This is a genomic window from Flavobacterium sp. GW821-FHT12A05 (genome assembly GCF_058807735.1).
On the sequence record NZ_JBXAQY010000005.1, the window covers coordinates 55751 to 70279 of the forward strand.

A 14529-nucleotide genomic window follows, 5' to 3' on the forward strand; every position below is an offset into this window, starting at 1 on the left:
CTCTATGAATCTAATAGAACAATCCGAAGATTTCGTCAGTAATTTACTCAAAGATAAACTTTCTAATTTATATTCTTATCATAATTTTAACCATACTTTCACTGTAGTTACAGCGGTAAAAGAGTTATGTAAAAAAGAAGATGTAGGAGGAGATGAAAAAGAGGCGCTTTTGGTTGCAGCATGGTTTCATGATACAGGATATATTGAAGGCTATGAAAACCATGAAAGTAAAAGTGTAAAAATAGCGGCTGATTTTTTAAGGGAAAAAGGAAAATCAGAAGATTTTATACAACTTGTTTCCAGCTTAATTTTGGCTACAGCCAAAGAATACGAGCCCAAAACACATTTAGAAAAAATAATTAAAGATGCCGATTATGCGCATCTTATGGGGGAGGAGTACACTACAACCTGCGAATTACTGCGTTTAGAATTAAAAAATACAGGAATAGTAAATTTTTCTAATGCCGAATGGACAAGGGAAAATTTAAACTTTTTACTAAATAAACATCGATTTTATACGGATCATGCTTTGAAAAAATGGCAGCCTTTAAAAGAAAAAAACCTGCTTTTGATTCAGAAAAAAATAAATAAACAGGAATTGAAAGCCGCTGCAGCCAGAGAAGACGAAAACAAAAAGAAAGATAAAGTAGAAAAACCGGATCGCGGCATTGACACTTTATTTCGCGTTACACTTGGAAATCACACGCGTTTAAGCGGTATTGCCGATAGTAAAGCCAATATTTTGTTATCAGTAAATGCAATTATTATTTCGATTGCATTGTCATCGATTATTCCGAAACTAGACAGTCCGAAGAATGCACATTTAGTAGTTCCTACTTTTATAATGTTGATGTCGAGCGTTATTACCATTATTTTTGCTATTCTTTCTACAAGACCAAAAGTAACGTCGGGATTTTTTACACGTGATGATGTTGAGGCAAAAAAAGTGAATTTGATGTTTTTTGGAAATTTCTATAAAATGCCCCTTGAAGATTACGATTGGGCAATGAACGAAATGATGAAAGACCGAGATTATTTATATTCGACCATGATTAAGGATTTGTACTACCTCGGTTTAGTTCTTCAAAGAAAATACAATTTACTGCGTATTGCCTATAACTTTTTCATGTTTGGAATAATTATTACGGTAATTGCGTTTGTAATTGCGTTTAAATCGATTTAATTTTTAACGTAAGAATAAAAGATTAGCAGCTTTGTCAAAGTTTAAAACTTTGACAAAGCTTTTTTAATATAAAAAAAAGCTCAACTAATTAGTTGAGCTCGTCTAGTAAATCCTGGTAAGTGATTTTTTTAACCGAAGAACTTGCGGTGTTATTTATCACTTTTACACGAATGGCTCTTAAGCCTGAAACTCCCTGAAGATCTTCGACTTCAAATTGTTCTATTGCTGGTTCAAGAACTTTCTTGTGCTGTAAGTACTTAATATATTTTAAATATTCTGCTTCTTCACTGTTTTGAGTATATACAATTGTAATTTTCTCTTTTTCAGTAATACGTTCCGTTGTGCCTTTAATGTTCGATTTGTCGATTCGTTTTTTAACGACTTCGTATCTTGCATTGTAGGTTCCGTCTACATCAAAACGTTTTTCATCCATTCTAAAACGAATAGAAAGAGGCTGGCTGAAAACTAAAATCAGTGAAGTAACATCTAATTCGTATGGAAGCGATTCTTTAAGCTGATGATGTTCTAATTCCATTTCGCATAAAGTCTGCAATTGCCACAAACGAAGATTATGCAAATACATAATATCAAAAGGCTTCGTTGGTGCAATAGAGGCTCCTATGTATAAATTATGCTCAACACCATCTGTTTTAAAACGCTCGTAATAATGCGGATAAATTTGCTGCGCTTCAACCTGCTTTTTATCTAAAACTGTTGCCAGTCTTTTGTTGATAATGGACATGGCGTTATCAAACTTCTTTCTTTCCTGATAAAACATTCCTGTTTTTTCATCCAGACTTTCAAAATACAATTCTTCTAACTCTTCGTTTTTAGCATTGTTTTTGGTGTTTTTTAATATCGGATGAATTTCTTCTTCGATATAACGTTGAATATGTTGTTCGGTATCTGCTTTTAACGGAAAATCTAATTCAGTTCGAAGCGATTCCAACTCAAACTTTCTTTGTTCCAAAAGAACCAGATTTGAATTTGGTTTTTGGTTGTCGAATATTTCCAATAAAGCCGTTAACTGATTTTTTAAATCAATTTTTACAGTTTCATTTCGATGTTCAGACGAACTTTTAATATCGATTTGTCCGTATAATGGGAAAACGTTTTTGAATACAATTTCCTTAAAAATGTAATCTTTTGTATGATTTATATTTTGGAAATAGTTTTGTGATTCTTTTTTAAATTTCCAATACACGCTAGGGTGAATCGTAGTATACTCACGCTGGATAATGGCTTCTATCTGATGCTGCATATCTGTATTGTAGCGATCGATAGTATCTGTTAAATACGGTAAAACCAATTCTAATTTTGTGGCATTTACGCTGTTTAAATCTCTAGGATTTTCAGAAACTAATTCGACAACGCCCAGTAAATGACCGTCTTTTACAACAGGAGCAAAAACACAGCTTTGGATCCCTTGTTTTAATAAATGTTCTCCAAGTTTTTTGTTTGAAGATTCTTCAATGAATTTTTTCACATTCGAAATGGCGAATGGTTCTTTATTGTCTAAAAGATTTTCAAATGAACATCCAAAGAAAGCATTTTTACAATCGACTTCCTGATCTGTTTTTAATAAAAAACTCTGCAGCTGATTATCAAATTTTACAGGTCTGATGAATTTTTCTTCTTCGGGATTATAAATAATGAAACCAACTTTTAAACTCGGAATTTTAAATATCGATCTAAAGATATTTTCAATGATATCATTAGACGCAACCGTTGTAGAATCTGGTTTTAATAAATTACTTTTTAAGTTTGAAATGGCACTTTCTGTAGTGGCATCAAATAAAGAAACAATACCAAAACCTTTTAAAATCCAGCTTCCCGGAGGAAATTTCGATTTCCAAAGATCAATATCATTGTAGTTATCAAATAATAAATCCATATCGTCCTGAGTTAAATGCACTGATTTATCTGTTGGAATAATTTCCATAAAATCAGCATTATACAAAATACGATAATGTTTTTCGACTCCATCTTCATCCGGAATATCGTAAAAGAAAGGTTTATTGAAATCTATTTTTTGTTTATAATAAACCCCTAAAATAAGACAGCAGTTGTTGACATAAAATTGGTGATCATCAAAATCACGAATTTCCATATAAAATTCGTCGCCGGCATTGCGTAATATTTTCTTGAAACGTTCTGTATAGTTGAAAGAGATATTTTGAAAAGGAATTGTTATAGCCTTTATTTCGTTGTTTGTCAAAGCTGTAGGGAATAAATCGGCCGTAATATTTTTAATTAATGCTTCATTATTCTTAATAATACTGTAATCGCGAATTCCGGTTCTAAATTCCGGATAAGCTTCAACTTCTTTTAAAATCGCTTTGGCGTAGTTAGATCGGTAATCAACATCTGATAAAGCAATCTGCTCAAAAGACTCAATTAGTTTATGAAATGAGATTATCGTTTCGAAAGGGCTTTCGTTGGGTAAAAGACGATCCATCTGTTTTTTTGTTTTAGAGATACAAAATTAAGCATAAATTAAGAATCAACGGCATTTTATAATCTCTTTCGTTTATAGTTCGATAGATATAAGACCTTATAAATCGGGCTTTTTTAAGTGCTATAATTATTTTAACTAAACATTAACATTATAGATAATGGAACGATCGTTCCGTTATTATATCTTTGTACCATAATAATTGAATAATCAATAACTTAAATAACAAATAAAATGAAAAATTTAGAAAACAAAACAGCTATTGTAACTGGTGGAAATAGCGGAATTGGATACGCAGCTGCTGCCGAATTAGTATCAAGAGGTGCACAGGTAATTGTAACTGGAAGAAACAAAGAAGCATTGGCAAAAGCCGAAACAGAATTGAATGTTACAGGAATCGTGGCTGACCAATCTGACTTAAAATCAATTGATAATTTAGTTGAAGAAGTAAAAGCAAAATTTGGTAAAATTGACATCGTGTTCTTAAATGCCGGAATTGCCTCTTTTTCTCCGCTTGAATCTGCTCCCGAAGATCACTACGACAGCATCATGAACGTAAATACAAAAGGAGTTTATTTTACGGTTCAAAAATTACTGCCAGTTTTAAACGACGGTGCCTCTATTATTTTTAATACTTCTATAAATGCTCATGTTGGAATGCCAAATTCAAGTGTTTATGCAGCAAGCAAAGCAGCAGTTTTATCTTTTAATAAAGTATTTGCTGTAGAATTAGCTTCAAGAAAAATCAGAGTAAATGCGGTTTCTCCCGGTCCTGTTGAAACACCGCTTTATGGAAAATTAGGTTTGCAGAAAGAAGAAGTTGAAGGTTTTGGAACAATACTTGGCGAAAAAATCTTATTGAAACGTTTTGCCCAATCTTCAGAAATTGCAAAAACGGTTGCTTTTTTAGCTTCAGATGATTCTTCATTTATCACAGGAACTGAAATTGTAGTCGATGGCGGGCTTACTGTAAATGCTGTTGTATAATTTTTTTGACTAATTCAGGAACGATTGTTCCGTTTAATTATTATCTTTGTACAGAAATTTAATTTTGATGTCATGGCTAGAACGAAAGAATTTAATGAAGATCAGGCTTTAGATAAAGCAATAGAAATTTTTTGGCACAAAGGTTACAACGGAACATCTGCACAGGATCTGGTAACACATTTGGGTTTAAGCCGTTCGAGTTTGTATGATACTTTTGGCGATAAGCAGAAATTGTTTTCAAAGTCTTTGCAGCGTTATCAAAAGCAGGCTCAGGATGCTGTGAAAGAGCTTTTAGAAAAATCAGCTAATGTTAAAGAGACATTGCATGATCTTTTTAAACAGGCTATTATAGAAAGTCTGGAAGACAGAATTACAAAAGGTTGTTTTATGGTTAATTCTTCTGTAGAATTGGCTATGCACGATGAAGAAATTGCTAAAATTGTAAAAAACAACAGCCAGACAATGGAAGAAGTTTTTACAAATGCGGTAAAGAAAGGGCAGGAGGCAGGACATATCTCTAAACAACAGGATGCAAGAGTCTTAGCCCGATTCATTTTTAATAATTACTCCGGAATCAGAGTTTTGGCTCGTACCGGAGAAAGAGATAAGCAGGTTTATGATGATATTGTAAAAGCAGTATTTTCTATTTTATAAAAAGGAGAAATTATCTCAATAAAAAATGGCAGCTACATTTTGTAACTGCCATTTTTTGTTTAGTAAGTAAGTAATAGAAAATGAATGACTCTTAGCTTTTTTCTTCTTTATTGAAATACACTAAGTAGTAATACATTTGTTTTTCTTCATCCCACCCTTTTTCAACAAATTTTTCTGCACTTTCAGGGTTGATAAAATCCATTTTAATCTGAATGTGAGTATCCAGGTTAATTACGTTTTTAATCGATTTTCTGGCGTCAGAAACTGCTGCGTTAGCAATTGGGAATGAGGTTACATCTTCGATGCTGTATTTTTCTCCTTTATCAACTTTATAGTTTTTAAATTCAGGAATTAAATCAGGATTGTCTAATACTTCATTCAAGAAATTTTGTTCTTCAAACTGATCATTTTTAGCGAAATAATTCACAGATCGGTTCATAAACATTACTTCCTCTTTCTTGTCTTCTGCTGGCAAAACCACGTCTTTTGCGAAGTTTTGGCAGAATTTTAAATATTTTTTAGTGATAAAATTTTCATCTTCAAAAGCATCTACAGATAAAAAGTGCTCTAACCAATAACGCGCATCATAACGGTTACTGTCTACAGTTAAGATTTTATATCCTTCTTCTTTTTTGTAATTGAAAATCAAACATCCTTTATCTAATTTACTAAGGTTGATACCTTGCTGTAAAATCATTTCAAGATTGCTGTCTTTTTCTTCAAACTGTAAAAAGTCGGCTTGTAATTCGCTTTTAAAAATTCCAATCGCATCCACTACATTATTATCAATGCTTAAGTTGGTTAAATACGTTACATAAACCTCTCCGTTTTTAATATGCGGATGATTTGACTGCTCATATAAATGCTTTGTAATTTTTTTAGAAACCTCTTGAATGTTGGCAGGATTAGCAAAAATTTCAGTTGCATATTTAAACATGTCGTTGTAATCCAAGTCCACTTCGTGTGCAAACTGATAGTAGTTTTCTTCTTTCTCTCTAAAAGGTTTAAAAAAGTATTCTTTTATCAAAGGCACAATTTCATCATTTAGATTAAATGGCTGTTCTGATAAAAAAATAGCTTCGTTACGGCTTTTGTTTCCTACGCGGTGTATCGCAAGCGTCTCGATGTGGGTGTTGAAAAGGTTGATCATTTTTAAAGGTGCTGAGGTTCTAAGTTGCTAAGATACTAAGGTTTAGTTTCTATTCTTTATTTTTTTAATAAATGAAACTAACATTCTTTCTACTTCGCGGGTATCCTCATATAGGTTATTAAATTCGTCTTCTTTTAGATAAGTTATATTCTTTGCAATTTCTAGCTGAGTTTGCATTTCAAATAAAGAACCTATCGAAATATTTAAAAAGCGTAAAAAATCTTTATCGCTTTCTCGTCCGTATCCTTCAGCAATATTGCTGGGGATTGAAATTGAGGAACGTCTAATTTGTGAAGTTAACCCGAAGATTTCTTCTTTTGGAAAATTGTTTGTTGAAAAATAAATTTTGGTTGTCAAGGCCATCGATTTCTGCCAGATAAGCAAGCTTCTAAAATTACTCATGTTTTAATATCTTTAATTCAAAGAATTAAAAATAAGAAAAAACTTTCAAAATAAAAACCTCAGACCCTTAGTATCTCAGACCCTTAGAACCTCAAAAAAAGTTAATTCCAATTCTCCTCAAATCCGTAATCTTCGAAGCTGTCGTCGCCTTCGAACATGTCAAGATCGTCTTCGTCTAGGTCGTCTTCAAATTCTCCGTAAATGTCGTTGTGCATATCATCTGCTTCGAAGTTTTTTTCTAATGCTTCGTCTGGCATTTCTCCGTGAGAGAATAAAGTTTCTGGGTAAGTTGCTCCAACGGCCTCATCTTCGATAGCGGCTAATTCAACTAAGAAAGTCCACATGCTGATGAAATCATAAACGTAGATAATCTTAGTATTTTCTTTATCTAAAATACTAGATAACGGATAATCGTTCATGGTTCTTTGCTCTCCCGGAACATCGCCAGTATCAAAAAGAGGAATTTCATCTTCCTGATTCCAGGTTTCATCACAAGTATAAAATGAAGCAACTTCTGATCCGTCAAAACCAAAAGCGTTGAAGATCGCATTGTGTAAGTCCTCTAGAGTATCCTCTTCAAGAATAGCAATGTCTCTAAAAATATCTTCTTCGGCGTCTAGAATTACTCTAAATTTATAAACCATAATCTTTGTTTTTATTGAGAGGTCAAAGGTAAAATATAAAAAACGAAATACGAATTGTGAAATACGATTTGTTGAAAAGATTTTAAAAAGAGATATAGACGCTAGTTTGTCATTGCGAGGAACGAAGCAACCACACTACATAGAAACGCAAAATGGTTCAGCAAGTGAGATTGCTTCGTTCCTCGCAATGACAAAAAAACAACTACTTCCCAGTCAATCTCTTTCTAATTTTATGATATTGTTTATGATAAGTACTATGACTTGGATAACTTCTGGTTGAAGTCATATTATTAAAAATCAAAGCAGTTAAAAGTAAAATCAAAGTACCTACTAAAACCGGAGAAATCACATACATATATCCAAGAGCTTTTACTTTTTCGGTACCAATAACGGCAATTAAAGCAGTGGCACCTCCGGGAGGGTGAAGCGTTTTTGTAATCTGCATAGAAATTATGGCAAGCGAAACGGCCAAAGGAGCCGCTATATACATAATATCTGGAACCAGTTTATGAACCGTTACCCCTATAAAAGCTGATATCACATGTCCGCCGACTAAATTTCTTGGCTGCGAGAACGGACTTTGGATAATTCCATAAACCAATACGCTAGAAGCTCCAAAAGAACCAATTAAATAAACGGCATCGTTTCCTGAAAAGTGAATTGACTGTACATAAGCCAGAATTCCAATTCCGATAAAGGAACCTATAAAGGACCAAAAATGTTCTTTAGAGTCAATTAGAGTTTCTTTATAAAGAATATATCGTGTTTTGCGGTAGCTTCTTTTTATTTTAGGAGTGGGCATAATGTGGTATTTTTTGCTTGAAAAGAGTTAAAGATTAATACTGAATTGATTGTTCATATATTATTTAGTTAAGCTTGGGGAATAACTATATACGGTATAAGGATATATTGTTTTTGCAGTATATTTTGAAATCAGACAAACAACAAGAATCGGCAGGAATAAGGTGTAATCGTTTGTTAGTCCGCAAACTAAGAAAATTGCCGTAAACGGAGCGTGAATACTGGCACTCAAAACAGCTGCCATTCCGATAATCATAAAGTTAACCGGAATTACGTGAACGTGAAAAAACGTATTTAAAATCGAAGCCAATAACAATCCTAAGAAAGCGCCAATAAAAAGACTTGGTGCAAAAACGCCTCCGTCGCCTCCAGAAGCTAATGTTATCGACGTTACAATTGGTTTTAGAATTAAAACTCCAATAAATGTTATGGCTAATGTAATAGTTAAAGGAATTTCTGTTCCGTTTCCGAAAATGCCTTTTATTGCATGATACCCTTCACCGTATAATTGAGGGAAAATAAATAATGAAACACTAAGAACTACAGATCCTATAATGATTTTATAATAATGAGTATCTATTTTTCCGAATTGAGATTTGAAAAACAATACGCATTTTGTTAAGTAAACCGAATTCATTCCGGCTAAAATTCCTAAAAGAATAAAATACGGAATCGCTTTTAAATGCCAGGTTGTGATAGAAACCGCAAACAAGGGTTCTTCTTTTAAAATAGAAAGCAAACCAAAAGCAATTGAAACGGCAATAATATTAGAGATAACAAAAGCACGTGTAACTTTTCGCGAAATAACCTCCAGAGCAAATAAAATTCCCGCTATCGGACTGCTGAAAAGCGCTGTAACTCCGGCCGCAACTCCTGCGCAGATTAATTCTGTTTTGTATTGACGGAAGACATTTTCTTTTTCGTGGGCAACAGATCCAATAGTGGCTGTGGCAACAACGGTAGAAACTTCGATTCCGGTCGAACCTCCAAAAGCAACTGTAATTAGTCCGTTTATAAAGTGTGATGGAATTTTATAAGAAGGAAGATTTTTTGAAGTCGATTTTGTGCTTTCAAAAACCTCTTTGATTCCTTTGTTTTCTTTTTTCTTAAAAAGATAATGTCTTAGAAAATAAATGACAGACAATCCAAAAGCAGGAAAGAGAATGTACAATAATGGATTTACCGAAACTTCATGAAAGAAGATTTCTTCGTAATACTCGGTAATTTTTTTGAGTGAAATTCCTAAAAAGGCCGAAAGAAAGCCAATTAAAACAGAAACAATAACTAATTTTCGGAACTTGATAAATTGATGATTTTTTTTGATTTGCGCCGTTTTGTTCATCAGAAGTGATCGCAGTTTTTTTTATGCGGATTACAAAATTAAGAATCAAATTCGGTTTTTTATAGAAAATAGGCAATATAATGTGTTAAAACTCATAAAAACAGGAAAATTCTTTCGATACGTATTTTGCCACAAAGGCGCTAAGGCACAAAGTTTTCTCTCATTTTATGTCATTTCGACGCAGGAGAAATCTTCGCAAGAAACTCTACAAAGATTGGTGATTTTGATTGTGGAGCTACTCGTGGAGATTTGCTTCGCCTGTTCGCTATCGCTTGAGTCTCCTTCGTCGAAATAACAAACAGCACGTTTAATCATTAATTTTAAAGAAAACCTTTGTCCCTCTGCACCTCTGCCTCTTAGAAATCCCTATCTCTCATAAAACTCTATTGGCAATAAGTCAGGATCAGCAATAAAAGTAAAGCGTTTATGAGTTGTTTCGTCAATTCTGATAGGTTCTGATTGTATGTTTTTAGAAGTTAAAAAGGCAACGGTTTCATTTAAATTAATTACTTCAAAAGCCAAATGACGTAATCCAACTGCTTCTGGTCTTGAAGGTCTTTTTGGCGGATCTGGAAATGAAAATAGTTCAATTACATAACTTCCGTTTAAAGCCAAATCTAATTTATAGGATTGTCGTTCTTCTCTGTAAATTTCTCTAATAATCGTTAAACCCAGAATTTCAGTATAAAAAGCTTTCGATTTTTGATAATCAGAGCATAAAATGGCAATATGGTGAACTTTATTTAAGGTAAGCATTAGGATTTAGATTCAGGTTCTTGATTCAGTTTTCGAATTACTTTTGCGGGATTACCAACAGCCAGCGAATTATCAGGAATATTTTTTGTAACAACAGATCCGGCGCCAATAACACAGCCTTTTCCAATTGTTACGCCTGGACAGATAACAGAATTGCCGCCAATCCAGCAATCGTCTCCAATTGTAACCGGGTAGGCATTTTCGAGAGATTTTCTTAATTCAGCATCAAGCGGATGCGAAGCCGTATAAATTTGAACATTCGGTGCAATAAATACATTAGAGCCAATATTTACTGGAGCACAGTCCAAAACAACACAATTCACATTAAAATATACATTTTCGCCACAAGTAATATTATAACCATAATCACAGTGAAAAGGCGGTTCGATATAAAATCCCGGTCCTGTATTCGGAATCAGTTCTTTTAAAATCTCTTTTGCCTTTTTGGTTAAGCGGTATTCGGTTACATTTAATCTATGCAGTAAGTTTTTTGCTTTTCGGCGGTCTTTTACCAAAACGGGATCTCCGGCAATATAATATTCACCACTGATCATCTTTTCTTTTTCTGTTTTCATATAAGGTATTACATTTTCTTCTTGGTAATCTTTTCATGTATTTTTACGGTTTCCTGCAAAGCTGCAGTGCAGTACCAAGGCGTTAATTCGGCTTCGAGTAAATTGGCTTTTATGGCCGGATCTGTTGCAACAAGAGCTTTTGCTTCGTCTACAGTTTCTACATTAAAAATATAAATACCTCGATAATTGCGGTCGTTTTTCATAAAAGGTCCGGCGACAACCAGTTTCCCTTCTTCTGCCAGTTTGTTAATGTTTGCCATGTGTCCTTCAAAAAGTTTTTGGGTTTCTTCTTTAGAAGCTGTTGTATTAGTACCGGATTTTAAAAGACAGAAAACATATTTCTTCATTCCGTATTCATCGGCATTTAGAGACTTGGCAAGACTTTCATCAAATTTGACTTCTGTTTCTTGTGAAAAACCAGTAATACTTATAAATAAAAAAGCGAGTAAAAAGAAGGATTTTTTCATGACACTATTTTTAAAGAAGTTTTTTCAAGATAACAATCTGTCCTAAATGATACACGTCATGCTGAATAATTCCGTGAATGTCTTCGTAAAAATTATGATTATTATTCTGGTCTATTTTCTCAAAATCGGCATCATTAAAATCATTTAAGCAGGCATTCCATAATTCCTGAGATTTTGCCAGACTTTGCAGAGATTGTTCCCAGGCAGGTTCAGACGAATCTAAAATGGGTACAAAATAATTATGATCTGGAGTTGTGATTATTTCTCCCTGAACACGTTTTAAGATGTTTCTTCTCCATTGTATGAGGTGATTGACAATTTCCCAAATCGTGTTTAAATTAGGATTGATTTTTTTATAAGCCTGAGCCGCAGTAACATCTTTTAAAGTATCTGCTAAGGTAACCTCAAGCCACGGATTTCCATTATAAATGGATTGATACAAATTCGAAACTCTTTTACTTTCTGACATAGTTAATAGTTTTTTAAAAACACTGTAGCTAAGATACAAATTAGAATTTTACAACTCATCCTTAAAATTCTACAATTGGGTTATTATATATTTTTTAACACGAAATGTTAAAATATATTTGCTCCATCAAAAACCAACAAATACCATGAAAACCAAAATTACTTTTATTTTATTATTACTAAGTACTTTTACTTTTGCCCAAAATATTATTTCGGGAAAAGTTGTGGACCAAAAAGGAAAACCAGTTGCCGGCGCTAATGTTTATTTAGACGGTACTTACGACGGAGCAACAAGTTCTGCAACGGGAGAGTTTTCTTTTGAAACATCTGCAACAGGAAATCAATTTTTGGTAGTGAGCTTTTTACTTTTTGAAACATTTAAAAAAGAAATCGACGTTACAAATTATAAAGACCAAACAGTAAAATTAAGAGAAAACGTAAATACTCTTGATGCCGTGGTTATTACAGCCGGAACATTAGAATCTGGCGATAAAGCAAGAGTTTCGGTTTTAAAACCTTTAGATATCGTTACAACAGCAGGATCAGCAGGAAATATTATTGCGGCTTTGCAGACTTTACCCGGAACACAATCTGTGGGCGAAGACGGACGTTTGTTTGTTCGTGGAGGTGAAGCCAGTGAAACACAAACTTTTGTAGACGGAATTCGCGTGGCACAGCCTTATGGTGCAACAACCAATAATTTACCAACCCGAAGCCGTTTTTCTCCTTTCTTATTCAGTGGAATTTCTTTTTCTACCGGAGGTTATTCGGCCGAATATGGCGAAGCTTTATCAAGTGTTTTACTTTTAAATACTCAGGATGAGGCAGATCATGAAAAAACAGATATAGGTTTCATGACCGTTGGTTTAAGTTTAGGAAATACTCAAAAATGGAAAAAAAGTTCGTTAAGTGTAAACATGGCTTATATCAATCTGGCACCTTATCAGGCTGTGATTCCTCAAAATGTAGATTGGAACAATCCGTACCAATCTCTTGGTGGAGAAACCGTTTACCGATATAATTTTACAAACGGAATCTTTAAATTATATGCTGCTTTTGATTCGGAACGATTCGATTTGAATCAGAAAAACATCAATTTCGAAAATCCCATCAGAACGGATTTAAACAATAATAACTTTTACTTGAACTCGTCTTATAAAGGAAGTTTTGGAACGGGATGGCAGTTAACAACCGGAATTAGTTATGGTTACAGCAAAAACAAAACAAAATACGATATCAACGATATTGTTGCCGACGAAAATGCAGCGCAATTGAAATTGAAATTAGCAAAAAAAGTTTCGAACTATTTTAAATTGTCTTTTGGAACGGATTATTTCATTACCAAATACAATGAAAATTTTAATGATAACATTTCTCTTGATCTTACAAACGGATACGATTCTAATATTTTTGCCGCTTACGCAGAAGGAGATATCTTATTTTCTAAAAGATTAGCAATGAAAGTAGGTTTGAGATATTCGAATAACAGTTTGTTAAATGAGAATAATGTGGCGCCAAGAGCTTCATTGGCTTACAAGTTTTCAAAAACCAGCCAGCTCTCTTTTGCTTATGGAGATTTTTCTCAAACCCCAGTTGTAGATTATATTAAATATTCAAAATACCATCAGTTTGAAAGCGAAAAAGCAAGACATTATATTTTAAATTATCAGTTTACAAAACCGGGACAAATTTTTAGAGCAGACCTTTATTATAAAGACTACAGAAATTTGGTTCAATATGATACAAGAGATATTCAGTACAATTCGGTTTTCAATAATAACGGTTCAGGTTACGCAAAAGGATTAGAATTGTATTGGAGAGACAGCAACTTATATAAAAACTTAGAATATTGGATTTCATATTCTTATATCGATTCAGAAAGACAATATAAAAATTATCCAACAATGGCAACTCCAAGTTTTATTGCAAACCATACGTTGTCTATAGTAACAAAATATTTCATAACCGACTGGAAATCGCAAATTGGTTTTACAAACAGTTATAGTTCAGGACGTCCGTACAATGATCCAAATCAAACGCAATTCATGAATGGAAAAACAAAATCGTACAATAGTTTGAGTTTTAATTGGGCGTATTTATTAACGACACAAAAAATCCTTTATTTCTCGGTTTCAAACATTTTAGGAACTCAGAACATCTTTGGATACGATTACGCAAAATTACCAGATCCAAACGGAGTATATAACAGACAAGCCATTACACCAACAGCCGATCGTTTTTTCTTCGTAGGTTTCTTCTGGACGATCAGTGATAATAAAAATGAGAATCAGTTGAAGAATCTTTAAAAGATGCTAAGGTACTAAGATTCTGAGATGCTAAGATTTTAGAAACTAAGAAAAAAACTTAGTCCCTTAGCAGCTCAGAACCTTAGAATCTCAAGAAAAAACAATTCATCATCAAAAATCGACAACTCAGTATTATTTAATTTTAAAACAATAAAATCAGACATACTTTTGAAGTATAAATTAAAAGGTACAAAGAAACAAAGTGACAAAGGTTCAAAGTTTTTAGAATATCAATAATGAGAAAATCAAACCTTTGTCCCTTAGCAGCTCAGAATCTCAGAACCTTAAAAAAAAGAGTTTTAATCATCAACAAAAAAACTTAGCGCCTTAGCAACTAAG

The 14529-nt window shown here is 33.3% G+C and carries 14 protein-coding genes; 4 read left to right on the forward strand and 10 right to left on the reverse strand.

The features are described from left to right. Positions 1-4: 4 nt before the first annotated feature. Positions 5-1183 (forward strand): Pycsar system effector family protein, encoded by a 1179-nt coding sequence (locus AC1RRQ_RS12600; RefSeq protein ID WP_493023383.1) that lies wholly within the window; start codon positions 5-7, stop codon positions 1181-1183. Between the two features lie 88 nt (positions 1184-1271). On the opposite strand, the gene AC1RRQ_RS12605 is transcribed toward AC1RRQ_RS12600, so the two are convergent. Continuing rightward, positions 1272-3641 (reverse strand): GAF domain-containing protein, encoded by a 2370-nt coding sequence (locus AC1RRQ_RS12605; protein ID WP_493023384.1) that lies wholly within the window; start codon positions 3639-3641, stop codon positions 1272-1274. A gap of 231 nt (positions 3642-3872) precedes the next feature. Here AC1RRQ_RS12605 and AC1RRQ_RS12610 point away from each other — a divergent pair, with 231 nt between their 5' ends. Both AC1RRQ_RS12610 and AC1RRQ_RS12615 read left to right on the forward strand, forming a co-directional pair. After that, positions 3873-4625 (forward strand): SDR family oxidoreductase, encoded by a 753-nt coding sequence (locus AC1RRQ_RS12610; RefSeq protein ID WP_493023385.1) that lies wholly within the window; start codon positions 3873-3875, stop codon positions 4623-4625. A gap of 72 nt (positions 4626-4697) precedes the next feature. Continuing rightward, on the forward strand, positions 4698-5279 hold the full coding sequence (locus tag AC1RRQ_RS12615) for a TetR/AcrR family transcriptional regulator (RefSeq protein ID WP_493023386.1): 582 nt from the start codon (positions 4698-4700) through the stop codon (positions 5277-5279). A gap of 91 nt (positions 5280-5370) precedes the next feature. Here the strand turns inward: AC1RRQ_RS12615 and AC1RRQ_RS12620 are convergent, their stop codons facing one another. From AC1RRQ_RS12620 to AC1RRQ_RS12660, 9 genes are all read right to left on the reverse strand, one after another. Beyond that, the gene (locus tag AC1RRQ_RS12620) at positions 5371-6429 is read right to left on the reverse strand and encodes a nucleoid-associated protein (protein ID WP_493023387.1); all 1059 of its coding nucleotides are present in this window, start codon (positions 6427-6429) and stop codon (positions 5371-5373) included. 42 nt (positions 6430-6471) lie between these two features. Further along, complete coding sequence (locus tag AC1RRQ_RS12625; protein ID WP_493023388.1) at positions 6472-6831, reverse strand: four helix bundle protein; 360 nt, start codon at positions 6829-6831, stop codon at positions 6472-6474. Between the two features lie 101 nt (positions 6832-6932). Continuing rightward, positions 6933-7475, reverse strand: a complete 543-nt coding sequence (locus AC1RRQ_RS12630; protein WP_493023389.1) for an IS1096 element passenger TnpR family protein — start codon at positions 7473-7475, stop codon at positions 6933-6935. 202 nt (positions 7476-7677) lie between these two features. After that, positions 7678-8277 (reverse strand): HPP family protein, encoded by a 600-nt coding sequence (locus tag AC1RRQ_RS12635; RefSeq protein WP_493023390.1) that lies wholly within the window; start codon positions 8275-8277, stop codon positions 7678-7680. Between the two features lie 60 nt (positions 8278-8337). Beyond that, entirely contained in the window at positions 8338-9618 is a 1281-nt protein-coding gene (locus tag AC1RRQ_RS12640) for a chloride channel protein (RefSeq protein ID WP_493023391.1), read from the reverse strand. Between the two features lie 366 nt (positions 9619-9984). Then, the gene (gene gloA2 / locus AC1RRQ_RS12645; RefSeq protein WP_493023392.1) at positions 9985-10374 is read right to left on the reverse strand and encodes an SMU1112c/YaeR family gloxylase I-like metalloprotein; all 390 of its coding nucleotides are present in this window, start codon (positions 10372-10374) and stop codon (positions 9985-9987) included. Continuing rightward, complete coding sequence (locus AC1RRQ_RS12650) at positions 10374-10949, reverse strand: sugar O-acetyltransferase (protein ID WP_493023393.1); 576 nt, start codon at positions 10947-10949, stop codon at positions 10374-10376. Before AC1RRQ_RS12650 ends, gloA2 begins: the two co-directional genes overlap by 1 nt. A gap of 8 nt (positions 10950-10957) precedes the next feature. After that, positions 10958-11416 (reverse strand): YciI family protein, encoded by a 459-nt coding sequence (locus tag AC1RRQ_RS12655; protein WP_493023394.1) that lies wholly within the window; start codon positions 11414-11416, stop codon positions 10958-10960. A gap of 10 nt (positions 11417-11426) precedes the next feature. Next, complete coding sequence (locus AC1RRQ_RS12660) at positions 11427-11885, reverse strand: DinB family protein (protein ID WP_493023395.1); 459 nt, start codon at positions 11883-11885, stop codon at positions 11427-11429. A gap of 145 nt (positions 11886-12030) precedes the next feature. Here AC1RRQ_RS12660 and AC1RRQ_RS12665 point away from each other — a divergent pair, with 145 nt between their 5' ends. Beyond that, positions 12031-14190, forward strand: a complete 2160-nt coding sequence (locus AC1RRQ_RS12665) for a TonB-dependent receptor (RefSeq protein WP_493023396.1) — start codon at positions 12031-12033, stop codon at positions 14188-14190. Positions 14191-14529 lie beyond the last annotated feature (339 nt).